The sequence below is a fragment of the Streptomyces sp. NPDC043176 genome, from assembly GCF_056436715.1.
In genome coordinates this window covers 307,795-332,367 of sequence record NZ_JBWKCA010000009.1, presented here as the reverse complement: position 1 = coordinate 332,367, position 24,573 = coordinate 307,795, and the positions used below count along the sequence as shown (strand labels likewise).

Below are 24,573 nucleotides of genomic sequence, written 5' to 3'. Positions count from 1 at the left end.
GTGCGGGTTCGGGCCCGGAAGCCTGGGCCCGGCAAAGGGCGCCGTCCGTTGTGCCCACCCGTTCCGCCCCAGCGGAACGATTGCCCACAACGGGGGTGGGCGAAGGCGCCGGGGTGGGCGCCGCATCAGCGGAACGAGGGCCCACAACGGGGTGGGCGGAGGCGCGGGGGTGGGCGCCGCACCAGCGGAACGGTGGCCCACAGCGGACGGGGCGCAGCCCACAACGTGGGTGGGTGGTGGCCCCGCCCCAGCGGGGCGATGGCCAACAGCGGTGGGCGCGGGGGTGGGCACCGCGCCGGCGGAACGAGGGTCCACGACGGGGTGGGCGGAGGCGCGGGGTGGGCCCGCACCGGCGGAACGAGGGCTCACAACGCGCGGGCGCGGGGGTGGGCGCCGCGCCGGCGGAACGAGGGCCCACGACGGGGTGGGCGCCGCCCGGACCGGGGTGGGGTGGTGGAACCTTTGCTGGTCCCGATGGCTTCCTTAAGCGGACCGTAAGAATCCCGACCGGTGTCCTCTGAAGCCCATTTGTCCGGTTCCCGGTCGCTAGCGTGCTGCCGCACCCCCCACCACCCCCGGCACGCAGAGGCAGGCACCCGATGGGTACGAGTTCGCACCGGCGCAGGACGACCACGAGGACCAAGGTCGTCGGAGCGGTCGTCGCGGCAGCCGTCGTCGGCGGCGTGGCCGTCGCCCTGACCGGCACCGCGCAGGCCGCGGCCGTCGGCGCCGCGTACAGCAGGACCAGCTCCTGGAGCGGCGGCTACACCGGCCAGTACGTCGTCACCAACGAGACGAAAGCCGCCCAGTCGGACTGGACCCTGGAGTTCGACCTCCCGGCCGGCACGACCATCGGCTCCCTCTGGAACGGCGAGCACACCGTCTCCGGCCGGCACGTCACCGTGAAGCCCGCGAGCTGGAACCGGCAGCTGGCGCCCGGCCAGTCCGTCACCGTCGGCTTCGTCACGGCGGCCGCGGGCGAGGCCGGCGACCCGGCGAACTGCCTCATCAACAAGGCCGCCTGCTCGGCCGGCGGTCCGGTCCCCACCCCCAGCGGCCGCCCCACCGAGCAGCCCACCGCGACCGCCTCCCCGTCGCCGACCGCCACCGCGAAGCCCACGCCGACCGCCACGGCCACCGCGAGCCCGAAGCCGACCGTCACCGCCACCGTGACGCCCACGCCCACGCCCACCGCGACCTCCACGGGGTCCCCCGCCTCGGCCGCGAAGTACGCCCCGTACGTCGACACCTCGCTCTACCCCGCGTACGACCTGCTCGCGACCGCCGACGCCACCGGCGTCAAGGAGTTCAACCTCGCCTTCATCACCTCCGGCGGCTCCTGCGCCCCGCTGTGGGGCGGGGTCACCGACCTGGCGAACGACAGGGTCGCCGCCCAGATCGGCGCCCTGCGCGGCAAGGGCGGCGACGTGCGCGTCTCCTTCGGCGGCGCCGCCGGCCACGAGCTGGCCCTGAACTGCTCGACCTCCTCGGCGCTGGCCGCCGCGTACGGCAAGGTCGTCGACCAGTACAAGCTGACCAAGGTCGACTTCGACATCGAGGGCGCGGCCCTCCCGGACACCGCCGCCAACACCCGCCGCGCCCAGGCGATCGCCCAGCTCCAGAAGTCCCACCCGGGCCTGAACGTCTCCTTCACGCTGCCGGTCATGCCCGAGGGCCTGACCCAGCCGGGCGTGGACCTGCTCGCCGACGCCAGGCGCAACGGCGTCCGCGTCGACGCGGTCAACATCATGGCGATGGACTACGGACCGGCGTACAGCGCCGACATGGGGACGTACGCGATCCAGGCCGCGACCGCGACCCAGGCCCAGATCAAGGGCGTCCTCGGGCTCTCCGACGCGGCCGCCTGGAAGGCCGTCGCCGTCACCCCGATGATCGGCGTCAACGACGTGGCGAGCGAGGTCTTCAAGGTCGACGACGCCACCCAGCTGGTCGACTTCGCGAAGTCCAAGGGCATCGGCTGGCTCTCGATGTGGTCCTCGACCCGGGACAAGCAGTGCGCCGCCGGCGCCGTGAACTACGCCGACGCCACCTGCTCCTCGATCCTCCAGCAGCCGCTGGCCTTCACGAAGGCCTTCGCCGCCTACAAGTAGGCGTCCCTCCCACACACGTCCCGAGCCCCCACACCCCCCAGGCCCCCACGCCCCCCACACCGCGCGCCCCGGCCGGACTCACCCCACCGCCGACCGGGGCGCGCACCCCTTCCCTCCTTCACCGACCGGCGCGCGAGGTCTCCCCTCGCCGTCGTGGTCGTCGAGGACCGCCCGGGCCCGGCGACGCGGCGGACCCCGCCGAGCGAGCCCGTGCCCGCCGGGCGGGCAGCCCCGGCGGGGGGCCGAACGATCGGGTCGTGCGGCGGGCGGGTTTTCCGGCGGGCCTCCATGCTGGAGGGAGGTCGTGTCGATGGCACCGCGGAGTCGGCGGTCGGAAACCTGCTGGAGGCGGAATGCGCCGAACCGAGGACGTCGCGGCCCGGAAGGCGGAGCGTCGCGAGCACGCCGACTACACCGGCGCCGTCTACGGGTCCATGCTCGCGGCCTCCGTCGTCGTCGGTGCCGGTAGCCTGGGCCGGTTTCCGCGCTTTGAGCTCGTCGTGCTCCTTCTGCTCACCGGCGCGGTGTTCTGGATCGCGCACGTGCACGCGACGCTGTTCGGTGAGCGGCTGGCGCACCGGTCCCCGAGCCGCCGGATCGTGCTGCGCGCCTGCCGTGACGAGTGGCCGATCCTCAAGGCGGCGATTCCGCCCGCCGTGGCGGTCGCGGTCAGTCCGCTCCTGGGGCTGGAGATGGCCGGCACCCTCTGGCTGGCGCTCGGAGTCGCGATCGCCGGTCAGATCGGGTGGTCCGCGGCAGCCGCCCACCGGGTCGGAGCCTCATGGCGCCAGGTGGCCGTCACCGCCACGGTCAACCTGCTGCTCGGCCTGTTCATCGTCGCCTTCAAACTGCTGCTGAAGCACTGAAGCACTGAAGCACTGAAGCAGTGACCCCCTGACTTCCTGACGCACCGACGCCGACGGGGACGCGATCGAGCGCACCGCAAGCGGTGAGCCGGTGTCGATCTCCCGCAACGCCTCACGGCCGAAGGCGGGTTGCCGCGGCCCCTACGCGCACCGCACGGGGACGAAGGGGGGCGCGGGCATCGCTCAGCCCTTCACCGCGCCCCGCATCACCCCGCCCACGATGTGCCGTCCGAACAGGGCGAGCACCACGAGCAGCGGCAGCGTGCCGAGCAGCGCCCCCGCCATCACCACCGACTGGTCGGGCACCGCACCCCGCCCCAGACCGGTGAGCGCCACCTGCACCGTCGGGTTCCCGGTCTGCGTCAGCGCGAGCACCGGCCAGAAGAAGTCGTTCCAGGCCGCCACGAACGACAGCATCCCGAGCACGGCCATCGCGGGCCGCGCCGCCGGCAGCACCACGTGCCACACCGTCCGCGCCGTCCCCGCCCCGTCCATCCGCGCCGCCTCCAGGAGCTCGGACGGCAGTGCCCGCCCCAGGTGCTGGCGCATGAAGAAGACGCCGAAGGCCGACACGAGCGACGGCAGGATCACCGCCTGGAGCTCGTCCGTCCAGCGGAGCCGCGCGATCAGCAGGTAGAGCGGGACCACCCCCAGCTGGGGCGGGATCAGCATCGTGGCGCCCACCAGCAGGAGCAGGGTGCCCCGGAGCCGGAACCGCAGCTTGGCGAAGGCGAAGCCGGCGAGCGTGGAGAACAGCACCGTGCCGGCCGCGACCGCCCCGGCCACCACGGCGGTGTTCGCCAGCGCCTCGCCGAGCCGGGCGTCGGTCCACGCGATCTCCACGTTCCGGGGCAGGTTCCGCCCGAACCGGAAGGGCGGCGGGGTGGCCGCGAGCCGGGTGTTGGTCCGCGAGGCCGCGATCGCCGTCCACACCAACGGGAACAGGGAGACGGCCGTGAACAGGACGAGCAGGGTGTACGTACCCCAGCCGGCCCGCACCGTCCTCATGGCCGCCCCCCGTCGCGTGCGGGAAGTCCGTCCGGCCCGCGCCCCGGCCGCCCGGACCGCCCGAGCCGCCCGGACCGCCCGAGCCGCCCGGACCGCCCGAGCCGCCCGCGCCGCCCGGACCGCCCGCGCCCCGCGCGTACGGACTCCCGGCGTCCGAGCCCCGCCCGTGCCGACCGGGCCGCGCCGAACACGACGACCAGGATCAGGAGCATGGTCCAGGCGATCGCCGCGGCCCGCCCCAGATGGAGGTTCACCCAGCCCTGCTCGTACAGGTAGAGGCCCAGCGTCTGGAACTGGTGGTCCGCGCCGCCCGTCGCCCCCGCCCCGCTGCCGAACAGCAGCGGCTCGCCGAAGAGCTGCATCGCGCCGATCGTCGAGACGAGCACCGTGAAGGCGATCGCCGGCCGCAGCCCCGGCAGCGTCACGTGCAGGAACTGGCGCCACCGCGAGGCCCCGTCCAGCGAGGCCGCCTCGTACAGCTCGGGCGGGACGGTCTGCATCGCCGCCAGGTAGATCAGCGCGTTGTAGCCGGTCCAGCGCCAGATCACGATCGACGCCACCGCCAGCTTCGACGCCCACGGGCCGTTCTGCCAGTCCACCGGATCGAGGCCGGCCAGACCGAGCGCCCAGTTGGCCATCCCGTGGTCCCGGCCGAAGAACAGCGCGAACACCAGGGTCGCCGCCGCCACCGACGTGGCGTACGGAGCGAGCGCCACGACCCGGAACACCCCCCGGGCCCGCAGCCGCACGTCGAGCAGGTGCGCCACGCCGAGCGCCAGCAGCAGCTGCGGGACGGTGGCGAGGACCCCGATGGCGACCGTGTTCCCCAGGGCGTTCCAGAAGAACTCGTCGTCGACGAGGCGCGCGTAGTTGTGCGCCCCCACCCACTGCCGCTCGTCCGGGGCGGTCAGCTCCATCCGGTACAGCGACGCCCAGGCGGTGGCGGCCAGCGGGAACACCCCGAAGGCGCCGAAGAACACGAAGAACGGCGCGACGAGCACGTACGGGGTCCAGCGCGAGCCCGTACGGACGCGCCGGGGCGCGGCGCGACGGCCCGGACGCCGGGCGCCGCGGGCCCGGCCGCGCGGGTCCGGCCCGCCCGCCGGTCCCGGTGTGGTCGTCGTCCGTGTGGTCCCGGCCGCTCCGGCCGGCGTGTCGTCCGTCATCGCGGTCACCGGTCCAGCGCGTTGTCGATCGCCTTCATCGCCGCCCGCCACGCGGAATCGGGCGACCGGCCCGTCTGGTCGACCTGGAGCATCCCGACGTCGGCCAGGGCCTGCCAGACCAGGGCGTCCTTCGGGCCGATGGGGGCCCGGGGGACGCCGAGCGCCGCCCTGGCGAAGATCGCGCCGACCGGGGCGTCGCCGAAGTAGGGGTGGCGGGCGTCGGCGACGGCCGGGAGGGCGTACGCGGCCGAGGCGCTCGGGAAGCTGCCGCGCCGTGCGAAGAGCGTCGCCTGCTGGGCGGGCGCGGTCAGCCAGGCGGCGAGCCGGGCAGCCTCGGCGCGCTGCCGCCCGGCGGACGGCACGACGAGGAAGGAGCCGCCCCAGCTGCCCGGCCGGGGCGCCGGGGCGACGTCCCACCGGCCGCGCCCGGCCGGGCCCGCCTTGTCCTCGATGTAGCCGAGCATCCAGGCGGGGCAGGCGATGGTGGCGAACGCGCCGTTCGCGAAGGCCTGGTCCCAGCCGGGGGTGAACTGCTGGAGCCGGGCGGTCAGTCCCTGCCGGGCGAACGCGGCGGCGAGGTCCCAGGCCGCGCGTACGGCGGGGTTCTCCGCCACGATCAGTTCGCCCCGCTCGTCGTAGAAGCGGGGGGACACCCCGCCGGTGACCGCCGCGAGGACCCCGGACGCGGAGTCGGTGAAGGCCGTGCCCTCCGGCGCCCGCTCGCGGTAACGGAGCCCCGCCGCCAGGTACTTGCGCCAGTCCCCGGCCCACAGTCGCCCGACGGCGTCCCGCTCGGTGGGCAGTCCGGCCCGGGCGAAGAGGTCCTTGCGGTAGCAGACGGCCTGCGGCCCGATGTCGGTGCCGAGCGCGAGGGTGCGGCCGTCGCGGGTGGTGCCCTGCGCCCACTTCCACGGCAGGAACGCCCGCCGGTCGACGCCGGGGGTCGTGCCGAGCTCGTCGAGCCGGCCCGCCTGGGTGTCGAGCACCTCGGCGATGTTGCCGACCTCGACGGCCTGGACGTCGGCGAGGCCGGAGCCGGCGGTGAGGTGGGTGAGCAGCTGCGGGTAGTAGACGTCGTTGCGGGTGAGGGAGGTCTGCCGGACGGCGACGTCCGGGTGGAGCCGCATGTACGCGTCGTAGAGGCCGGCCTCCTGGTAGCCGAAGGTGCCGAACACGCCGACGGTGAGGGTGACGGGCCGCCCGCGGCCGTCGACCGGGTCCCCCGCGGCGGCCGGGCGCGGTTCGGCCGGGTCGGTCGCGCAGCCGGCGGAGGGCCCCAGGCCGAGCAGGAGCGCGAGCGCGAGGGCGAGCGCGTGCGCCCCACTGCCCGTCCGTCTCCGGTTCCGTCTCCACCCCATGGCGCCCGACCGTAGTGCGGCGCCTTCCGCGGGGCCGGGGGCAGCTCGCCGGGAGGACGCGACTCGCCGCGCGCGCTCACCCGTTCGGCCGAGGATCGTCGAACGTCTTCGACGACGTAGGGACCTTGACCGTGTTCTGACGACGACTCAATAGTGGGAGCGCTCCCATTCAATCTTCGACAGGACACCCATGCGCAGAACACGTCACCTCCTGGCGGGGCTGGCCCTCACCGCCGGCCTCCTCGCCGGAGCCGCACCCGACGTCCTGGCGGCACCGGCACCCCTCGACACGGCCACCACCAGCGCCTCGTACAGCTGGAAGAACGTCCGGATCGACGGCGGCGGCTTCGTCCCCGGCATCGTCTTCAACCGGGCCGAGAAGAACCTCGTCTACGCCCGCACCGACATCGGCGGCGCCTACCGCTGGAACCAGCCCACCGCCACCTGGACCCCGCTCCTCGACTCCGTCGACTGGGACCACTGGGGCCACACCGGGGTCGTCGCCCTCGCCTCCGACAGCGTCGACCCGAACCGGGTGTACGCGGCCGTCGGCACGTACACCAACGACTGGGACCCCGGCAACGGCGCCGTCCTGCGCTCCGCCGACCGGGGCGCCACCTGGCAGCGCGCCGACCTCCCCTTCAAGCTAGGCGGCAACATGCCGGGCCGCGGCATGGGCGAACGCCTCGCGATCGACCCGCACAGGAACAGCGTCCTCTACCTCGGCGCGCCCAGCGGCAACGGCCTCTGGCGCTCCACCGACTCCGGCGCCACCTGGGCGAAGGTCACCTCCTTCACCAACCCCGGGAACCACCAGCAGGACCCCACCGACACCAGCGGCTACAACTCCGACGAACAGGGCGTCGTCTGGGTCACCTTCGACGAGTCCACCGGCACCCCCGGCACCGCCACCCGCACGATCTACGCCGGCGTCGGAGACAAGGACAACGCCGTCTACCGCTCCACCGACGCCGGCGCCACCTGGTCCCGCCTCCCCGGCCAGCCCACCGGGTACCTCGCCCACAAGGGCGTCCTCGAAGCGGCGAACGGCTACCTCTACCTCGCCTACAGCGACAAGGCCGGCCCCTACGACGGCGGCAAGGGCCAGGTCTGGCGGTACGCCACCGCCACCGGCGCGTGGCAGGACGTCAGCCCCGTCGCCGAGGCCGACACCTACTACGGCTTCAGCGGCCTCACCGTCGACCGGCAGCGCCCCGGCACCGTCATGGTCTCCGGCTACAGCTCCTGGTACCCCGACACCCAGATCTTCCGCTCCACCGACAGCGGCGCCACCTGGACCAGGGCCTGGGACTACACCTCGTACCCCGACCGGACCGAGCGCTACACGATGGACGTCTCCTCTTCTCCCTGGCTGACCTGGGGCGCCAGCCCCGCCCCGCCCGAGAAGTCGCCGAAGCTCGGCTGGATGACCGAGGCCCTGGAGATCGACCCCTTCGACTCGAACCGCATGATGTACGGCACCGGGGCCACGCTCTACGGCACCACCGAACTCGCCGCGTGGGACACGGGCGGAAAGTTCACGATCAGGCCGATGGTCCAGGGCCTGGAGGAGACCGCCGTCCTCGACCTGGCCTCCCCGCCCACCGGGGCCCCGCTGATCAGCGCCCTCGGCGACATCGGCGGCTTCCGCCACACGGACCTCACCAAGGTCCCGCCGATGATGTTCACCGGACCCGACTTCACCTCCACGACCAGTGTCGACTTCGCCGAGACCAAGCCCGACACCGTCGTACGGGCCGGCCACCTCGACGGCGGTCCCCGCGTCGCCTTCTCCACCGACAACGGCGCCAACTGGCGTGCCGGACAGGAGCCTTCGGGCGTCACCGGCGGCGGCACCGTCGCCGCGTCCGCCGACGGCACCCGCTTCGTCTGGAGCCCGGACGGCGCCGGCGTCCACACCGGCACCGGAGGCGCCTGGACGCCCTCCACCGGCATCCCGGCCGGAGCGACCGTCGAGTCCGACCGCGTCGACCCGCTGACCTTCTACGGCTTCAAGGCCGGCACCTTCTACGTCAGCACGGACGGCGGCGCGAGCTTCACCGCGAAGGCCGCCGGCCTCCCCGCCACCGGCCCGGCCCGCTTCAAGGCCGTCCCGGGCCGGAAGGGCGACATCTGGCTCGCCGGCGGCTCCACCGACTCCACCTACGGCCTCTGGCACTCCACCGACGGCGGCGCCGCCTTCACCCGCGTCACCGGTGTCGACCAGGCCGACACCGTCGGCTTCGGCAAGGCCGCCCCGGGAGCCTCGTACCCCGCCCTCTACAGCAGTGCGAGGATCGGCGGCGTCCGCGGCGTCTTCCGCTCCACCGACGCGGGCGCGAGCTGGGTCCGCGTCAACGACGACGCCCACCAGTGGGGCTGGACCGGCGCCGCGATCACCGGCGACCCCCGCGTCTACGGCCGCGTGTACGTCTCCACCAACGGACGCGGCATCGTCTACGGCGACACCACCGAGACCGGCGGCGGGGACGGCGGCGGCACCGACCCCGGCACCCCGCCCACCGGCGGCTGCAAGGTCGCCTACAAGGTCACCCACCAGTGGCAGGGCGGCTTCCAGGCCGACGTCACCCTCACCAACACCTCCACCACCCCCTGGACCGGCTGGCAGCTCGGCTGGGACTACCCCGCCGGCCAGCGGATCGGCCAGATGTGGAACGCCGTCCCGGACCGGACCGGCACCGCCGTCACCGCCCGGAACGCCGGCTGGAACGGCTCCGTCGCCGCCGGCGCCTCCGCCTCCTTCGGCTTCACCGGCAGCTGGACCGGCACCAACCCCGCACCCGCGGCCTTCACCCTCGGAGGTGCGACGTGCTCCGTCGCCTGATCGCCGCGGCGGCGCTCCTGGCCGCCGCCCTCACCACCCTGCCCGCCGGCGCCGCCTCGGCCGCCGACACCCCGCTGCGGGACCTCGCCGCCGCCCGCGGCGTCTACCTCGGCACCGCCGTCACCTCCGGAAGGCTCACCGGCGGGTACGCGGACGTCGCCGGGGCCCAGTTCGGCTCGGTCACCCCCGGCAACGAGATGAAGTGGGGCTCCGTCGAACCCACCCGCGGCACCTACGACTGGGCCGGCGCCGACCGCGTCGTCGCCTTCGCCGAGGCCCACGGCCAGCGGGTGCGCGGCCACACCCTCGTCTGGCACAGCCAGCTGCCGTCCTGGGTCACGTCCGGCACCTGGACCGCCGACGCGCTCCGCACCCTCATGACCGACCACATCGCCGCCGAGGCGGGCCGCTACAAGGGCCGCGTCGACCACTGGGACGTCGTCAACGAACCCCTGAACGACGACGGCACCCTGCGCCGGTCCGTCTTCGGCGCCACCCTCGGCGAGTCGTACATCGCCGACGCCTTCCGCGCCGCCCGCGCCGCCGACCCCGCCGCGAAGCTGTACCTCAACGACTACTCCACCGACGCCGTCGGCCCCAAGAGCGACGGCATGTACGCGCTGGTCAAGCGGCTCCTCGCCCAGGGCGTCCCGGTCGACGGCGTCGGCTTCCAGGCGCACCTCGTCCTCGGCCAGGTCCCGGCCTCCCTGGAGACCAACCTGCGCCGCTTCTCCGACCTGGGCGTCGACGTGGCCGTCACGGAGCTGGACATCCGCATGACCCTGCCCGCGACCGAGGCGAAGCTCGCCCAGCAGAGGAGCGACTACGCCACCGTCGTCCGCTCCTGCCTCGCCGTCACCCGCTGCGCCGGCGTCACCGTCTGGGGCTTCACGGACTCCGACTCCTGGATCCCGGACTTCTTCCCCGGCCAGGGCGCGGCGACCCCGTACGACGAGGACCTCGCCCCGAAGCCCGCGTACGCCGGAATCGCCGGGGCCCTCGCCCCGGTCACCCCGCCCGCCCCCGGTGTGTGCTCCGTCACATACGCCGTCACCAGCCAGTGGACGGGTGGCTTCACGGCCCAGGTCACCGTCCGCAACACGGGCACCACCCCGCTGAACGGCTGGACCGCCCGCTGGACCCAGCCCGCCGGTCAGCGGGTCACCCAGGCCTGGAACGCCACGGTCACCCAGACCGGCGCGGAGGTGACGGCCATCCACCTCTCCTACAACGCGACGCTCGCCCCGGGCGCCTCGACCGCCTTCGGCTTCAACGGCGCCTGGACGGGCACCAACCCGCCCCCGACCGCCTTCACCTGCGCGTGAGGCACACGAAAACGACCGAGGCCCCGGTTCTTGCGAACCGGGGCCTCGGCCTTCAGGGTGAGTAACGGGACTCGAACCCGCGACATCCTGGACCACAACCAGGTGCTCTACCAACTGAGCTATACCCACCATGACCGGCGGTTTTCCCGAAGGTTTCCCTGACCGGCCGAGAAGAAGTCTACAGGGTCCTGGAGGGTGCTCGCGCCCGCGTTTCCCGAGCGGGTTCCGAGGGCGCGAGCGGGCGGCTATTCGGCGGGCAGGACGTGGCGGGCCGCGATCTGCTTCGCGGTCTCCGAGTCGGGGCCGGGCTGCGGGACGAAGACCGCCTCGCGGTAGTAGCGCAGCTCGGCGATGGACTCGCGGATGTCGGCGAGCGCCCGGTGGTTGCCGTTCTTCTCCGGACTGTTGAAGTACGCCCTCGGGTACCAGCGGCGTGCCAGCTCCTTGACCGAGGACACATCGACGATCCGGTAGTGCAGGTGGTTCTCCAGGGCCGGCATGTCCCGCGCGAGGAAGCCTCGGTCCGTGGAGACCGAGTTCCCGCACAGCGGAGCCTTGCCGGGCTCCTTCACGTGCTCGCGGATGTACGCCAGGACCTGGGCCTCGGCGTCGGCGAGCGTCGTCCCGCCGGCGAGCGCGTCGAGCAGCCCCGAGGACGTGTGCATCTGCCGCACGATCTCGGGCATGGTCTCCAGGGCGGCGTCCGGCGGACGGATCACGATGTCCACGCCTTCGCCGAGCACGTTCAGTTCCGAGTCGGTGACCAGCGCGGCCACCTCGATGAGTGCGTCGTCCGTCAGCGAGAGCCCGGTCATCTCGCAGTCGATCCACACCATGCGATCGTTCATGTGTCCACCTTAGGGTGTGCCGACCTCCGCCGAGCAGGCCGACGGGCGCCCGGGGGAGGTGTCCCCGGGCGCCCGTCGGTCCTGCGGTGCGCGGCTTGTGGCCGTGCGGGTCTTCGATTACTGCGCGCTGCGCTGGCCCGGCAGGGAGGCGCGGCCCGGCGCGTAGGCGTCGGACTGCGGCTTGCCCGGGTCCAGCGGGCGCCGGACGCCCACCGGGACCTGGACGGGCACGACCGGGTCGAGCACGGCCGTGCCGGCCTCGCCCTGCGGCCGCCGCGCGCGGTACGCCGCCCGGTAGGCGGCCGGCGAGGAGCCGAGCTGGCGCCGGAAATGGCCGCGCAGCGCCACCGGGGAGCGGAAGCCGCACCTGCCCGCGACCTCGTCGACCGAGTAGTCGGAGGTCTCGAGCAGCCGCTGCGCCTGGAGCACCCGCTGGGTGATCAGCCACTGGAGGGGCGCCGAGCCCGTCAGCGAGCGGAACCGGCGGTCGAAGGTCCGCCGCGACATGTACGCGCGGGCCGCCAGGGTCTCCACGTCGAACTGCTCGTGGAGGTGCTCCAGCGCCCAGGCGACGACCTCGGCCAGCGGGTCGGCGCCGATCTCCTCTGGTAAAGACCTGTCGAGGTAGCGCTCCTGACCGCCGCTGCGCCGTGGCGGGACGACCAGCCGGCGCGCCAGCGCGCCCGCGGCCTCGGTGCCGTGGTCGGTCCGCACGATGTGCAGACACAGGTCGATTCCGGCCGCGGTGCCGGCGGAGGTCAGCACGTCCCCGTCGTCGACGAAGAGCTCCCGCGGGTCCACGTGGACCGACGGATAGCGCTTGGCGAGCGTCGGCGCGTACATCCAGTGCGTGGTCGCCGGCCGGCCGTCGAGCAGGCCGGCCGCGGCGAGGACGAACGCACCGGTGCACAGGCCGACGATCCTGGCCCCCTCCTCGTGCGCGCGGCGCAGCGCCTCGAGTGCCTCCGGCGGCGGCGGCGAGGTGATCGACCGCCAGGCCGGGACGACGACGGTCCCCGCGCGGCTGATCGCCTCCAGGCCGTACGGCGCGGTGAGTTCGAGCCCGCCCGTGGTGCGGAGCGGACCGTCCTCGCCGGCGCAGACGAGCAGCCGGTAACGGGGCACTCCGGCGTCCTGCCGGTCGATGCCGAACACGGAGAGCGGGATGGAGCTCTCGAAGATGGGGCCGCCGCTGAACAGCAGCACCGCGACGACTTCGCGACGGCGGCGCCCGGACAGCTTCCGTGCGGCCTCCGGTGCGGCGGAGTCCTGGCTCATGACGCTAAGCCCCCCTCGGTGTTCGCGTCTCCCTGGTCGTGTCGCTGCTGCACGTTTCCCCTCGGTTTTGCACGAGACCCCAGTCTTCGGTACCCATGATCGAATCTACTGTGTCCCGTGGCACCGGCGTGACAAGTTCTCCATCCGGTGGAATGTCGACAAGGCAACTTGGCGTGAAGCGATCGATCGCGATGTCTCCCCTCCCGTGGGCGCGCGACGGCGGACACGGCGGCGAACGACCCCGTACATGGGGGGTGCGGGGCCTGGGGCCAGGGCGCTGGGCGGTCCCTGTACCGGGGTTGGGCAATCGTTCCGCCAAGGACTCGCCGACACGTGGAACTTGGCTGAAAACATATGGGGTCGGGTGTGCGAACCTGTCAACTCGAAGGGGTGCGGGGGCGTCCGGCGGCCCGCTCAGGCCCGCTCGCGCCGCCCGCCGCCGAGGCCCTCGGCGCGCAGTGCGCGCTCCGAGCGGCGCAGCAGCACCCGGCAGGCCGCGGTCACCGAGACGAGCCCGAAGGCGGTCACGGCCGCCCCGCCGAGCGAGGTGCCGTAGACGAGGAGCACGACCGGGACCAGGACGCAGCAGAAGACCGCCCAGCGGACGACGTCGTCGGCCGGGCCCCCGGTTCCCGCTCTCTTTCCCCCCGCCGGACCCCGGTCCGGCGCCGCGACGGCGGCGGAGGTCGGCGCGGGGGCGGGCGCCCGGCGGCGGCCGCGGGGCGCGCCGAGGGTGGGGGAGGGGGCGGCGGAGGTCTGGCCGGCGGCGGTCGGTGGTGCGGGCACGGGCGGTCTCCCTGCGACGGTGGGCTGGACCTGTGGCAACGAGGAGCGGAACGTTCCGGTCACTCTGGGCGACGTCCGTTTGGCCCCCGTACGGACGCCTGTAGGGCACAACCGGCATTGCCAGATCCCGAGCCGCTCGTGCATGCTCCCTGGGACGCCGCGCGCGAGCGGCGAGCGCCCGCCGGGAGGGGAACGGCGGGCTCTGGGCAGGAGAGGAGTGGCGCCGTACCCTTGGGGGTATGGGGTTGGGAAGATGATTCCCGGACACAGCTCCGCCGTCACCCGTCGTTCGTCCCCTCTTTTCCCCGTCCCTTCCCACGAGGACCCTCTTCGCCGAGACACCGATGGCCGGTCACGAATTCCCCGAACCCGCGGACCGCAAGCGCGTCGCCGATTCCACGGTCGACCCCCTGGCGGTAGAACAGCCACGTCACGCCTGCGACCCGGCTTTCCGGCACGGCGTCGTCGTCGGCTTCGACGGCTCCACGTCCAGTGAGCGGGCCCTCGCGTACGCCATCGGCATGGCCAGGCGTTCCGGATCGGGCCTGATCATCGTGCACGTGGCCAACCGGTTGCCCACCACGGTGTGGGCCGGCTGCGAGCCGCCCGTCTTCGTCGACGTGCCCGATCACCGCACCGAGGTCCTGGGCCTGGAGCTGGCCTGCGCCGAGCACCTCTCCGAGGTGCCGTGGATCCTCGTCGAGCGCGGCGGGGACATCTGCCACGAGCTGGAGGAGGTCGGCCGCGAGTACTCGGCCGACGCCATCGTGGTCGGCTCCACGCACGGCATCGTCGGGCGGATCTTCGGCTCGGTGGCCGGCCGTCTCGCGCGCCGTGCCCAGCGTCCCGTCATCGTCATCCCGTAACCCTTCCGGGGGAACTCCGCGGCCCTGCGCGACCCCACCGCGGTGTGCGGGGACCCGTGGTGACGCGCGCCGCGCGAACCCTCCGTGACCGCCGGGCGGACCCCGTGCCGGCCTCGCGCGGGCCGGCCGTCCCGTGTCCGCGACCCCCTCGCTCCGGACGGTCTGTCAGGCCTTCCTCCCAACTGTCGTCATCCGGCCATAAATTCGGCCTTCCTCAGGTGAATTGTGTGCTTGTGAAGGGTACATAAAGACCACTGGAACGCAGCAGCTCACGCAGCACGACTGCACACTGAAGGGAGCCCGCCGTGGACAACGAAGTCGCCGCGGGAAACACCGCCTCCACTCTCGGACACCTCGCTCTCGGACTGACCCTGCTGGCCTTCGGCCTGGGCGGCACGGGGGTCGTCGACAACGTCGCGGCAGCCGATGCCGCGGGCCTCGCCACCTGGGTCGGCGGGGTCACGCTCTTCCTCGTCGGTCTCCTCGCCCTCAGGGCGGGCGACAAGGGCGAGGGCACCGCGTACGCGGGGCTCGGCGCCTTCTGGTTCACCTGGGGCACCGGGGTCGGCGGCGCCGACTCGGCCGACGCGGCGGGCCTGTTCCTCCTCCTGTGGGCGCTCCTCGCGCTCACGCTGACCGTGGCCTCATCGGGCAGCGGACTCTTCGGACAGGGCACGTACGGGCTGCTGTTCGTCTCGCTGCTGCTGCTCGGCGTCGGCGCCGTCGTCGACAACGGCGCCCTGGGGAAGGCGGGCGGCTGGGTCGCCGCCCTGGCCGGCCTCCTCGCCTGGTACGGCGCCACGGCGGCGGTGGCGGGCTGGCCGACGTCGCTCCGCCGGGCCGACCGGAGCGCGGCCGCGGCGAGCTGAGCCGTACGGAAAAGCGGGCCCCTCGCACCTGGGTGTGCGAGGGGCCCGCTTCGGTGTCCGGTCGACCCGCCGGGGGACAGGCCCGGCGGTGCGGCTCGGGGGGACAGGCCCCGAGACCGCTCCTACTCGACCGTGACGGACTTGGCCAGGTTGCGCGGCTTGTCGATGTCGCGGCCCATGGCGAGCGCCGTGTGGTAGGCGAGGAGCTGGAGCGGGATGCCCATCAGGATCGGGTCCAGCTCGTCCTCGTTCTTCGGCACGACGATGGTGTGGTCGGCCTTCGCCTGCGGCTGGTGCGCGACCGCGAGGATGCGGCCGCTGCGGGCCTTGATCTCCTCCAGCGCGGCGCGGTTCTTCTCCAGCAGGTCGTCGTCGGGGACGATCGCGACCGTCGGCAGGGCCGGCTCGATGAGGGCGAGCGGGCCGTGCTTCAGCTCGGAGGCGGGGTAGGCCTCGGCGTGGATGTAGGAGATCTCCTTCAGCTTGAGGGAGGCCTCCAGGGCGACGGGGTAGCCGCGCACCCGGCCGATGAACATCATCGACTGGGCGCCCGCGTACTCCGCGGCGATCTTCTTGATCTCGTCCTCGGTCTCGAGGATCTCGCTGATCTGCGCGGGCAGCTTGCGCAGGCCCTCGATGATCCGCTTGCCGTCGGTGACGGACAGGTCGCGGATGCGGCCCAGGTGCAGGGCGAGCAGCGCGAACGCGGTGACCGTGTTCGTGAAGCACTTGGTGGAGACGACGCAGACCTCGGGACCGGCGTGGACGTACACGCCGCCGTCGGCCTCGCGGGCGATGGCGGAGCCGACGACGTTGACGACGCCGAGGACGCGGGCGCCCTTCCGCTTGAGCTCCTGGACGGCGGCGAGCACGTCGTAGGTCTCACCGGACTGGGAGACGGCGATGTACAGGGTGTCGGGGTCCACGACCGGGTTGCGGTAGCGGAACTCCGAGGCCGGCTCGGCGTCGGCGGGGATGCGGGCCAGCGACTCGATGAGGCCGGCGCCGATGAGACCGGCGTGGTACGAGGTGCCGCAGCCGAGGATCTTGATGCGGCGGATGGAGCGGGCCTCGCGGGCGTCCAGGTTCAGGCCGCCGAGGTGCACGGTGGAGAAGCGGTCGTCGATCCGGCCGCGCAGCACGCGGTCGACCGCGTCGGGCTGCTCGGAGATCTCCTTGTGCATGTACGTGTCGTGGCCGCCCATGTCGTAGGAGGCGGCCTCCCACTCGACGGTCTCGGGGGTCGCGGTGGTGGAGGCGCCCGCGACGGTGTAGGTGCGGAAGTCGTCGGCCTTGAGGGTGGCCATCTCGCCGTCGTCGAGGGTGACGACCTGGCGGGTGTGGGCGATCAGGGCGGCGACGTCGGAGGCGACGAGCATCTCCTTCTCGCCGATGCCGAGGATGACCGGGGAGCCGTTGCGGGCCACCACGATGCGGTCGTTGAAGTCGGCGTGCATCACGGCGATGCCGTAGGTGCCCTCGATGACCTTGAGCGCCTCGCGGACCTTGTCCTCGAGGGTCTCGGCCTGGGAGCGGGCGATGAGGTGGGTGATGACCTCGGTGTCCGTCTCGGAGGCGAAGACGACGCCGTCGGCCTCCAGCTTGGCGCGGAGCTCCTGGGCGTTGTCGACGATGCCGTTGTGGACGACGGCGACCTTGTTCTCGGGGTCCAGGTGCGGGTGCGAGTTGACGTCGCTCGGCGCGCCGTGGGTGGCCCAGCGGGTGTGGGCGATGCCGGTGGTGCCGGTGAAGCGCTTGGGGACGCGGGCTTCGAGGTCGCGGACCCGGCCCTTGGCCTTCACCATCTTCAGGCCGGTGGCCTTCGGGCTGGTGATGACCATGCCGGCGGAGTCGTAACCCCGGTACTCGAGGCGCTGCAGGCCTTCCAGCAGCAGCGGGGCGACGTCGCGCTTACCGATGTAACCGACAATTCCGCACATAAAGGTGAAACCCCTCCAGATCGGTGAGTGTGCCCGGCCGTGGCTCAGCCGTAGACGATGCGGCGCAGCTGCCGGAGCGACAGCTCCTGCGGCGCCACGGCCCGGTGCGGCAGCTCCCCCGAGATCCGTTCGAAGATCTCGGCGTTCACCGCCCCGCCGGACTGCAGTTCGCGGTGGCGGCGGCGGACGAACTCCTCGGTCGTCTCGTCGAAGTACGCCAGCACGTCGAGCACCACCCGGGCGGCCTCACCGCGCTGGAGCGCGGTGCTGCGGACCAGGTGGTCGATGAGGTCGTCATGCGACGGGCGGCGTTCGAGCACCCGTCGATATTGAGGGCTGACCCCGGCCCAACGCAAGAATCCTGCCCGAAATCGGGCAGGCGTGCCATGATCATCGACGGGAAGCGGGTTGTTGGTCCAGACCTTGACCGAAGGTGAGGGGGCGGTACGCAAGGTGACCGAGCGGATATACAGACAGATACATACGGACGCGCCGATCGCCCGAAGGGGAGCTTGCCCGTGACACAGCGCCGAAGGATTCCACGCCTGATCGGTTCCCTCCTCCTCTTCGCGTCCGCGGGCGTCGCCTGCGGCGAGGCCGCCGCGGACACCAGGACCGCCGCCGCCGAGCCCGAGGTCCGCCCGCTCGGCCGGATCGTCCCCGTCCCCGCCTCCGTCGCCCCCGGCGGCGAGCCGTACACCCTCACACCCGCCACCCGCATCGGCGTCGACGGCACCTCCCACGAGTCCAGGGCCGTCGGCCGCTACCTCGCCGGGCTGCTCCGCCCCGCCACCGGCTTCCCGCTCCCCGTCGTCGACGAGGCCGCCGCCCGGGGCGGCATCCGCCTCCGGCTCAGCGCCGAGGACACCGCGCTCGGCGACGAGGGCTACCGGCTCGCCTCGGGCCCCGACGGCGTCACCCTCACCGCCCACGAGCCCGCCGGCCTCTTCCGCGGCGTCCAGACCCTGCGCCAGCAGCTGCCCTCGGCCGTCGAACGCGGGACCCTCCAGGCCGGCCCCTGGAAGATCGCGGGCGGCACCGTCACCGACACCCCGCGCTACGCCTACCGGGGCGCGATGCTCGACGTCTCGCGCCACTTCTTCACCGTCGCCGAGGTGAAGCGGTACATCGACCAACTCGCCCTCTACAAGATCAACACCCTCCACCTGCACCTCTCCGACGACCAGGGCTGGCGCATCGCCGTCGACTCCTGGCCGCGCCTCACCGCCCACGGCGGCTCCACCGAGGTCGGCGGCGGCCCCGGCGGCTTCTACACCAAGGACCAGTACGAGGAGATCGTCCGGTACGCCGCCTCCCGCTACCAGGAGGTCGTCCCCGAGATCGACATGCCGGGCCACACCAACGCCGCCCTCGCCTCCTACGCCGAGCTCAACTGCGACGGCGTCGCCCCGCCCCTCTACACCGGCATCAAGGTCGGCTTCAGCAGCCTCTGCACGACCAAGCCCGTCACGTACGACTTCGTCGACGACGTGATCCGCGAGATCGCCGCCCTCACCCCCGGCCGCTACGTCCACATCGGCGGCGACGAGGCCCGCTCCACCAGCCACGACGACTACGTCGCCTTCATGGACCGGGTCCAGCCCGTCGTCGCCCGGCACGGCAAGACCGTCATCGGCTGGCACCAGCTCACCGGCGCCACCCCCGCCCCCGGCGCCCTCGTCCAGTACTGGGGCCTCGACCGCACCCCCGCCGCCGAGAAGGACCGCGTCGCCGAGGCCGCGCGCGGCGGCACCGGACTGATCCTCTCGCCCGCCGACCGCGCCTACCTCGACATCAAGTACACCAAGGACACCCCCCTCGGCCTCACCTGGGCCGGGACCGTCGAGGTCCGGCGGTCGTACGACTGGGACCCGGCGACCTACCTCCCGGGCGTCCCGGAGACCGCCGTCCGCGGCGTCGAGGCCCCCCTCTGGACCGAGACCCTCGCCACCCCCGCCGACCTCGACGTCATGGCCTTCCCCCGGCTCCCCGGCATCGCCGAACTCGGCTGGTCCCCGGCGTCCACCCACGACTGGGAGACCTACAAGGTGCGCCTGGCCGAACAGGCCCCCCGCTTCGACGCCCTCGGCATCACCTACTACAGGTCCCCGCAGGTGCCCTGGCCGGCGGAGTAGCCGGGCATGACGACGGGCCCCGGCGGAGGACCGTACTCCGCCGGGGCCCGTGTCGGTCCGGGAAAGGATCAGGCGAACCGGGCGATGGGGTTCACCAGGTCGCCGACGAGCTGGAGGGCCGCCGACGGGTCCGCGAGGTCGACCATCTGCTTGTTGTTGCGCAGCTGGAGGCGGTTGAGCGCGGAGAGGGCGAAGGTGTCGGCGAACATGTCGTACTGCGCGAAGCGGTCCGACAGCTCCGGCCTGGAGGCCTGGTAGCCGTGCACGCACTCCGCGACCGTGCGCCAGAACGCGTCCTCGTCGAGGACGCCCTCCGCGGCCAGGGTCGCGCCCAGGAAGCGGAAGAAGCAGTCGAAGACGTCGGTGAAGACCGAGAGGAGCTTCATGTCCTCCGGGATCTCGGCACGGACGCGCTCGACGGCCGGCGGCAGCACCGCCGCCGGGTCCATGACGACGATCTCCTCGGCGATGTCCTTGAAGATCGCGCGGGAGACCGAGCCCTGCTCGTCGAGGACGAGGATGACGTTCTCGCCGTGCGGCATGAAGGCCAGGTCGTAGGCGTAGAAGCTGTGCAGGACCGGCAGGAGGTAGGCGTCCAGGTACCGGCGCAGCCAGACGGTCGCCTCCTGGCCCGACTCCTTGATCAGCGCGCCCGCGAAGGACGCTCCCGCGTGGTCCACGTGCAGGAGCGAGGCCATCGTGGCGAGGCGCTCGCCCTCGGCGAGGGACGGCACCGGGGACTCGCGCCAGAGGGCGGCGAGCATCTTGCGGTAGGGGGAGTAGCGGTCGGTGGCGGCCTCGTACTCCAGGTGCCGGTAGCCGACGGCGGCGCGCTCGCGGATGATCGTGAAGCGGGCCGCGGCGAAGACGGAGTCGGACTCGATCAGCTGGTGCAGCCAGTCGTTGATGGCCGGGGTGGCCTCCATGTAGGCGGCCGAGAGGCCGCGCATGAAGCCCATGTTGAGGACGGACAGGGCCGTCTTGACGTAGTGCTTGGCCGGGTCCGAGGTGTTGAAGAAGGTACGGATGGACTGCTGGGCCAGGTAGCTGTCGTCGCCCTCGCCCAGGTACACCAGGCGCTGCTGGGCGACCTCCGCGGCGAAGGTGACGGACAGTTTGTTCCACCACTGCCACGGGTGGCAGGGCATGAGCAGGTAGTCGGCCGGGTCGAGGCCGCGGCCGGCCAGGACCGCGGCGAAACCGTCCACCGCCGCGTCGCCGAGCTCGGCGCGGACGAAGGAGTCGTACTCGATGTCCGCGCCGGCGGTGAAGGTGGCACGGTCGCGGCGGGCGGCGAGCCAGATCAGGTGCAGGGGGCTCGCGGCCTCGGGGGCGTACGCGCGGAACTCGTCGACGCCGAAGCCGAGCCGGCCGTTGTTGGCGACGAAACAGGGATGGCCCTCGGTCATGCCGGTCTCGATGGCCTGGAAGCCGGCGTGGGCGAGCTCGGCGGCGGTGACCGGCGGCTTGGTCGCCTTGTAGGCCGTGCCGGCCAGGGTGGAGGAGATCTCCTCCAGGTAGACCGGGAGGATCTCGTCGCTGAGGCCGAGGGAGCCGCGGAGCTCGGTGATGAACACGAGCGCGTCGAGCGGGAGCTGCTCGTCGCCGCGGTGGCGGCTGATCGACTCGGGGTAGACCTGCCAGTGGTCGAGGGCGAACCGGTCGGCGGTGAAGCGGTACTCGGTCGTGCCGTCGTCGCTGAGGACCCGGTAGCGGCTCTCGCCCAGCTCCTGCGGGTGGAGCAGTCGCTCGTGGGTGAACTCGGAGAGGCCCTTGCGGATCAGCGCGCGGTTGGCGGCGGCCCAGCGCTCGGGGGTGAGGTGGGCGACGGGGTCGGTGGGGGTCATGCCGCCACCGCCACGGCCGCCTCGAACTGCGCGCGGGTGCAGAAGCTCAGCAGGGCCTTCTTCTCGGGCTTCCGGATCTCGCGCTCGGGCACGAAGCCGACGGCCTCGTTGAGCGCGTGGACGGCCTTGTTGGAGACGTCGGGCTCGACGACGACCCGCTTCGTCGCCGGGTCGGCGAACAGCTCGGTCATCACGGCGGTGATCACCCGGCGGGTGAAGCCGTGCACGGGCGCGTCGGTGGGCGCGACGAGGAAGTGCATGCCGACGTCGCCGGGCAGCGGGTCGTAGAGGCCGACCAGTTCGAGGTGAGCGGGGTCGTACCGCTCCATCAGGAACGCCGGCTCGCCGTCGACCAGGCCGATGAAGGCGTCGTGGTGCGGGTGGGCGGTGATCGCCGCGTACTCGCGCTCGACGTCCTCCGGCGACGCGCCCTGCATCATCCAGAACGAGGCTTTGGGGTGGGTGACCCAGGGGTGGATCAGCCGGGCGTCCTTCGACGGGTCGAAGGGGCGTATCTCGACGGTCATGCGGCGAACTCCTGGAAAGCGATGGTCTTCTCGACGGGGTAGTGCTCGTATCCCAGCATCGCGCCGATGATGTACGCGTTGCGGTACGCCCCCATGCCGAGGTCGGGCGAGGTGATCGAGTGGGTGTGCACGCCGGCGTTCTGCAGGAAGACCCCGCGGCCCGTGGTGTCGATCGCGTAGTTGCGGGCCACGTCGAAGCGGCCCCGACCGTCCCAGTTGAGGCGGTCGCGGACCGGCTCCAGGAAGGCCGGGACGGCGTACTTGTACCCGGTGGCGAGGATCAGGCCCTCGGTCTCGACCGTGAAGTCCTTCTCCTGCTCCTCCTGGCGGAAGCCGAGCGTGTACGTGCCCGCCGAGGAGTCGTACGCGGCGCTGTGCAGCGCGGAGTTGGTGAGGAGCCGGGTGGGGACGGGGCCGTTCAGGTTCTTCTGGTAGAGCAGGTCGAAGATGGCGTCGATCAGCTCGCCGTCGATGCCCTTGAAGAGGCCCTTCTGCTGGGTCTCCAGGCGGTAGCGGGTCTGCTCGGGCAGCGCGTGGAAGTAGTCCACGTACTCCGGGGAGGTCATCTCCAGGGTGAGCTTGGTGTACTCCAGCGGGAAGAAGCGCGGGGAGCGGGTCACCCAGTTCAGCCGGTAGCCGTGGACGTCGATCTCGCTCAGGAGGTCGTAGTAGATCTCGGCGGCGCTCTGGCCGCTGCCGACCAGGGTGATGGACTTCTTCTTCTGCAGCGCCTCCTTGTTCGGGAGGTACCGCGAGTTGTGGATCAGGTCGCCGCCGAGGTCCGCGCAGGTCTCGGGGACGTACGCGGGGGTGCCGGTGCCGAGGACCAGCCGCCGCGAGCGGAACGTTTCGCCGGCCTCGGTGGAGACCACGTACACCTGGTCGGCCTCGTCGAAGGCCACGGTCTCGACGGTCGTCGAGAAGCGGACCGAGGAGAGCTTCCCGGCGGCCCAGCGGCAGTAGTCGTTGTACTCGGTCCGCAGCGGGTAGAAGTTCTCGCGGATGTAGAACGAGTACAGCCGGCCCTTCTCCTTCAGGTAGTTGAGGAAGGAGTACGGCGAGGTCGGGTCGGCCATCGTGACCAGGTCCGACATGAACGGGGTCTGCAGGTGGGCGCCTTCGAGGAACATCCCCGAGTGCCACTCGAAGTCCGGCTTGGACTCCAGGAAGAGGCCGTTCAGCTCGTCGATCGGCTCGGCCAGGCAGGCGAGTCCGAGGTTGAACGGACCGAGCCCGATGCCGATGAAGTCGTGGATCTCAGCCGTCTCAGGCGTGGACAAGGTTCTCTCCCAGGTACTGCTCGGCGTGGCCGGCGATCAGATCGAGGACGGCGGCGATGTCGGCCGCGGTGGTCTCGGGGTTGAGCAGGGTGAACTTGAGGTACTGGCGGCCGTCGACCTTCGTACCGGCGACGACGGCCTCGCCCGAGGCGAAGAGGGCCTTGCGGGCGTGGAGGTTGGCGCGGTCGACGTCCTCGGGGGAGGCGTCGCCCCCGGGGACGTAGCGGTAGACGAGGGTGGACAGCTGCGGCTCGACCACGACGTCGTAGCGCGGGTCGGCGGCGAGCAGCGCGTGGCCCTCCCGGGCCAGGTCGCACACCTCGTCGAAGAGCTCGCCGACGCCGTCGGCGCCCATCACGCGCAGCGTCATCCAGAGCTTGAGCGCGTCGAACCGGCGGGTCGTCTGGAGGGACTTGTCGACCTGGTTCGGGATCTGCTCGGCGACCGTGCGCCGCGGGTTGAGGTAGTCCGCGTGGTAGGTCGCGTGACGCAGGGTGGCGCCGTCGCGGACCAGTACGGCGGATGAACTCACCGGCTGGAAGAAGGACTTGTGGTAGTCGACGGTGACCGAGTCGGCCCGCTCGATGCCGTCGAGGAGGTGGCGGCGGGTCCGGGAGGCGAGCAGGCCGCAGCCGTAGGCCGCGTCCACGTGCATCCAGGCGCCGTACTCCTCGGCGAGGGCGGCGATCTCGGGCAGCGGGTCGATGGAGCCGAAGTCGGTGGTGCCGGCGGTGGCGACGATCGCCATCGGGACGAGGCCCTCGGCGCGGCAGGCCTCCAGCTCGGCGGCGAGGACGACGGACTGCATCCGCTTGTTCCCGTCGACCGGGACGGAGACGACGGCGTCACGGCCCAGGCCGAGGAGGGTCGCGGACTTCTGGACGCTGAAGTGGCTGCACTCGGACGAGAAGATCCGGAGCTTCGACAGGTCGTCCGTCTTGGCCTCCTCGCGGGCCAGCAGCAGCGCCTGGAGGTTGGACTGGGTGCCGCCGCTGGTGAAGACGCCGTCGGCGGCCGGGCCGAGGCCGATCCGGCCGGTGGTCCAGTCGATCAGCTTGCGCTCGATGAGGGTGCCGCCGGCGCTCTGGTCCCAGGTGTCGAGCGAGGAGTTGACGGCCGAGAGGACGGCCTCGCCGAGGACGGCGGGGATGACCACCGGGCAGTTGAGGTGGCCCAGGTAGCGGGGGTGGTGGAAGTAGACGGCGTCGCGGAGGTAGACGTCCTCCAGCTCGTCGAGGGCGGCCGAGGCGTCGCCGAGGGGCCGGTCGAGGTCGACGGCGTCGATGACGGGCGCGAGCTCGGCGGGCGTCACACCGGTGAAGGGGCCCCGCGTCGCGGCGAGTTTGTTCGCCACCCGCTCGACTCCTTCGGTGACGGAGCGCCGGTAGCTCTCCGCCGTGGTGTCGTTGAGCAGATGGGAGCGCATGTGGGGGCCCTTTCGGGAGGGAACGCCGGGAATGCCTGGATCACTGAGCGATCAACAGTAATTAGGTTAGCCTAACCTAATTTTACAGCGCA

Annotated in this window: 19 protein-coding genes and 1 tRNA gene; 7 read left to right on the top strand and 13 right to left on the bottom strand. The window is 72.4% G+C overall.

Translation table 11 applies throughout. From position 1 onward, the window contains the following. Positions 1–599: 599 nt before the first annotated feature. Both AC067A_RS18045 and AC067A_RS18040 read left to right on the top strand, forming a co-directional pair. Complete coding sequence (locus tag AC067A_RS18045) at positions 600–2,111, top strand: glycoside hydrolase family 18 protein (protein ID WP_479243430.1); 1,512 nt, start codon at positions 600–602, stop codon at positions 2,109–2,111. A 353-nt stretch (positions 2,112–2,464) separates the two neighbouring features. Next, a complete protein-coding gene (locus AC067A_RS18040) occupies positions 2,465–2,977 on the top strand; it encodes a hypothetical protein (protein WP_479243429.1) in 513 nt (170 codons plus the stop codon). Positions 2,978–3,160: 183 nt separating this feature from the next. On the opposite strand, the gene AC067A_RS18035 is transcribed toward AC067A_RS18040, so the two are convergent. Genes AC067A_RS18035 through AC067A_RS18025 form a run of 3 tightly spaced genes read right to left on the bottom strand, consistent with a single transcriptional unit; the run spans position 3,161 to position 6,509 of the window. Next, the gene (locus AC067A_RS18035; protein WP_479243428.1) at positions 3,161–3,985 is read right to left on the bottom strand and encodes a carbohydrate ABC transporter permease; all 825 of its coding nucleotides are present in this window, start codon (positions 3,983–3,985) and stop codon (positions 3,161–3,163) included. Continuing rightward, positions 3,982–5,151 carry a carbohydrate ABC transporter permease gene (locus tag AC067A_RS18030; protein ID WP_479243427.1) on the bottom strand — a complete coding sequence of 390 codons (1,170 nt, stop codon included), beginning with the start codon at positions 5,149–5,151 and terminating at the stop codon, positions 3,982–3,984. The genes AC067A_RS18035 and AC067A_RS18030 overlap by 4 nt, the downstream gene beginning before the upstream one ends. A gap of 5 nt (positions 5,152–5,156) precedes the next feature. After that, positions 5,157–6,509 (bottom strand): ABC transporter substrate-binding protein, encoded by a 1,353-nt coding sequence (locus AC067A_RS18025; RefSeq protein WP_479243426.1) that lies wholly within the window; start codon positions 6,507–6,509, stop codon positions 5,157–5,159. A 190-nt stretch (positions 6,510–6,699) separates the two neighbouring features. Here AC067A_RS18025 and AC067A_RS18020 point away from each other — a divergent pair, with 190 nt between their 5' ends. Then, the gene (locus tag AC067A_RS18020; RefSeq protein WP_479243425.1) at positions 6,700–9,354 is read left to right on the top strand and encodes a cellulose binding domain-containing protein; all 2,655 of its coding nucleotides are present in this window, start codon (positions 6,700–6,702) and stop codon (positions 9,352–9,354) included. Next, a complete protein-coding gene (locus tag AC067A_RS18015; protein ID WP_479243424.1) occupies positions 9,339–10,679 on the top strand; it encodes a glycoside hydrolase family 10 protein in 1,341 nt (446 codons plus the stop codon). Before AC067A_RS18020 ends, AC067A_RS18015 begins: the two co-directional genes overlap by 16 nt. 56 nt (positions 10,680–10,735) lie before the next feature. On the opposite strand, the gene AC067A_RS18010 is transcribed toward AC067A_RS18015, so the two are convergent. From AC067A_RS18010 to AC067A_RS17995, 4 genes are all read right to left on the bottom strand, one after another. Next, positions 10,736–10,808, bottom strand: a tRNA-His gene (locus tag AC067A_RS18010). A gap of 116 nt (positions 10,809–10,924) precedes the next feature. Further along, positions 10,925–11,527, bottom strand: coding sequence for an oligoribonuclease (orn, locus tag AC067A_RS18005; RefSeq protein ID WP_479243423.1), 603 nt, complete (start codon positions 11,525–11,527; stop codon positions 10,925–10,927). A 117-nt stretch (positions 11,528–11,644) separates the two neighbouring features. Next, complete coding sequence (locus AC067A_RS18000; protein WP_479243422.1) at positions 11,645–12,805, bottom strand: helix-turn-helix domain-containing protein; 1,161 nt, start codon at positions 12,803–12,805, stop codon at positions 11,645–11,647. A 414-nt stretch (positions 12,806–13,219) separates the two neighbouring features. Next, the gene (locus tag AC067A_RS17995; RefSeq protein ID WP_479243421.1) at positions 13,220–13,591 is read right to left on the bottom strand and encodes a hypothetical protein; all 372 of its coding nucleotides are present in this window, start codon (positions 13,589–13,591) and stop codon (positions 13,220–13,222) included. Between the two features lie 344 nt (positions 13,592–13,935). On the opposite strand from AC067A_RS17995, the gene AC067A_RS17990 reads away from it, so the two are divergent. After that, positions 13,936–14,457: a universal stress protein gene (locus AC067A_RS17990; protein WP_015033782.1), complete on the top strand. Its 522-nt coding sequence runs from the start codon at positions 13,936–13,938 to the stop codon at positions 14,455–14,457. Between the two features lie 305 nt (positions 14,458–14,762). Next, positions 14,763–15,326 (top strand): GPR1/FUN34/YaaH family transporter, encoded by a 564-nt coding sequence (locus AC067A_RS17985; RefSeq protein ID WP_479243420.1) that lies wholly within the window; start codon positions 14,763–14,765, stop codon positions 15,324–15,326. A gap of 122 nt (positions 15,327–15,448) precedes the next feature. Here AC067A_RS17985 and glmS read toward each other — a convergent pair whose 3' ends face one another. Then, complete coding sequence (glmS, locus tag AC067A_RS17980) at positions 15,449–17,266, bottom strand: glutamine--fructose-6-phosphate transaminase (isomerizing) (RefSeq protein WP_479243419.1); 1,818 nt, start codon at positions 17,264–17,266, stop codon at positions 15,449–15,451. Between the two features lie 44 nt (positions 17,267–17,310). Then, positions 17,311–17,586 carry a hypothetical protein gene (locus AC067A_RS17975; RefSeq protein WP_026057838.1) on the bottom strand — a complete coding sequence of 92 codons (276 nt, stop codon included), beginning with the start codon at positions 17,584–17,586 and terminating at the stop codon, positions 17,311–17,313. 198 nt (positions 17,587–17,784) lie between these two features. On the opposite strand from AC067A_RS17975, the gene AC067A_RS17970 reads away from it, so the two are divergent. Continuing rightward, complete coding sequence (locus tag AC067A_RS17970; RefSeq protein WP_479243418.1) at positions 17,785–19,401, top strand: beta-N-acetylhexosaminidase; 1,617 nt, start codon at positions 17,785–17,787, stop codon at positions 19,399–19,401. A gap of 68 nt (positions 19,402–19,469) precedes the next feature. Here AC067A_RS17970 and AC067A_RS17965 read toward each other — a convergent pair whose 3' ends face one another. From AC067A_RS17965 to AC067A_RS17950, 4 genes are read right to left on the bottom strand one after another with little or no spacing between them, the layout of a single operon-like run. Continuing rightward, the gene (locus AC067A_RS17965; RefSeq protein WP_479243417.1) at positions 19,470–21,248 is read right to left on the bottom strand and encodes an IucA/IucC family protein; all 1,779 of its coding nucleotides are present in this window, start codon (positions 21,246–21,248) and stop codon (positions 19,470–19,472) included. Beyond that, positions 21,245–21,775, bottom strand: a complete 531-nt coding sequence (locus AC067A_RS17960) for a GNAT family N-acetyltransferase (protein WP_479243416.1) — start codon at positions 21,773–21,775, stop codon at positions 21,245–21,247. Before AC067A_RS17960 ends, AC067A_RS17965 begins: the two co-directional genes overlap by 4 nt. After that, the gene (locus AC067A_RS17955) at positions 21,772–23,055 is read right to left on the bottom strand and encodes a lysine N(6)-hydroxylase/L-ornithine N(5)-oxygenase family protein (RefSeq protein ID WP_479243415.1); all 1,284 of its coding nucleotides are present in this window, start codon (positions 23,053–23,055) and stop codon (positions 21,772–21,774) included. The genes AC067A_RS17960 and AC067A_RS17955 overlap by 4 nt, the downstream gene beginning before the upstream one ends. After that, positions 23,042–24,481 (bottom strand): pyridoxal phosphate-dependent decarboxylase family protein, encoded by a 1,440-nt coding sequence (locus tag AC067A_RS17950; RefSeq protein ID WP_479243414.1) that lies wholly within the window; start codon positions 24,479–24,481, stop codon positions 23,042–23,044. The genes AC067A_RS17955 and AC067A_RS17950 overlap by 14 nt, the downstream gene beginning before the upstream one ends. Between the last annotated feature and the right edge of the window lie 92 nt (positions 24,482–24,573).

Bases quoted from the DNA above. Each gene is read 5' to 3' on its own strand.
- AC067A_RS18045 (WP_479243430.1), top strand. From the start codon at position 600: ATGGGTACGAGTTCGCACCGGCGCAGGACGACCACGAGGACCAAGGTC.
- AC067A_RS18040 (WP_479243429.1), top strand. From the start codon at position 2,465: ATGCGCCGAACCGAGGACGTCGCGGCCCGGAAGGCGGAGCGTCGCGAG.
- AC067A_RS18035 (WP_479243428.1), bottom strand. From the start codon at position 3,985: ATGAGGACGGTGCGGGCCGGCTGGGGTACGTACACCCTGCTCGTCCTG.
- AC067A_RS18030 (WP_479243427.1), bottom strand. From the start codon at position 5,151: ATGACGGACGACACGCCGGCCGGAGCGGCCGGGACCACACGGACGACG.
- AC067A_RS18025 (WP_479243426.1), bottom strand. From the start codon at position 6,509: ATGGGGTGGAGACGGAACCGGAGACGGACGGGCAGTGGGGCGCACGCG.
- AC067A_RS18020 (WP_479243425.1), top strand. From the start codon at position 6,700: ATGCGCAGAACACGTCACCTCCTGGCGGGGCTGGCCCTCACCGCCGGC.
- orn (WP_479243423.1), bottom strand. From the start codon at position 11,527: ATGAACGATCGCATGGTGTGGATCGACTGCGAGATGACCGGGCTCTCG.
- AC067A_RS18000 (WP_479243422.1), bottom strand. From the start codon at position 12,805: ATGAGCCAGGACTCCGCCGCACCGGAGGCCGCACGGAAGCTGTCCGGG.
- AC067A_RS17990 (WP_015033782.1), top strand. From the start codon at position 13,936: ATGGCCGGTCACGAATTCCCCGAACCCGCGGACCGCAAGCGCGTCGCC.
- glmS (WP_479243419.1), bottom strand. From the start codon at position 17,266: ATGTGCGGAATTGTCGGTTACATCGGTAAGCGCGACGTCGCCCCGCTG.
- AC067A_RS17965 (WP_479243417.1), bottom strand. From the start codon at position 21,248: ATGACCCCCACCGACCCCGTCGCCCACCTCACCCCCGAGCGCTGGGCC.
- AC067A_RS17960 (WP_479243416.1), bottom strand. From the start codon at position 21,775: ATGACCGTCGAGATACGCCCCTTCGACCCGTCGAAGGACGCCCGGCTG.
- AC067A_RS17950 (WP_479243414.1), bottom strand. From the start codon at position 24,481: ATGCGCTCCCATCTGCTCAACGACACCACGGCGGAGAGCTACCGGCGC.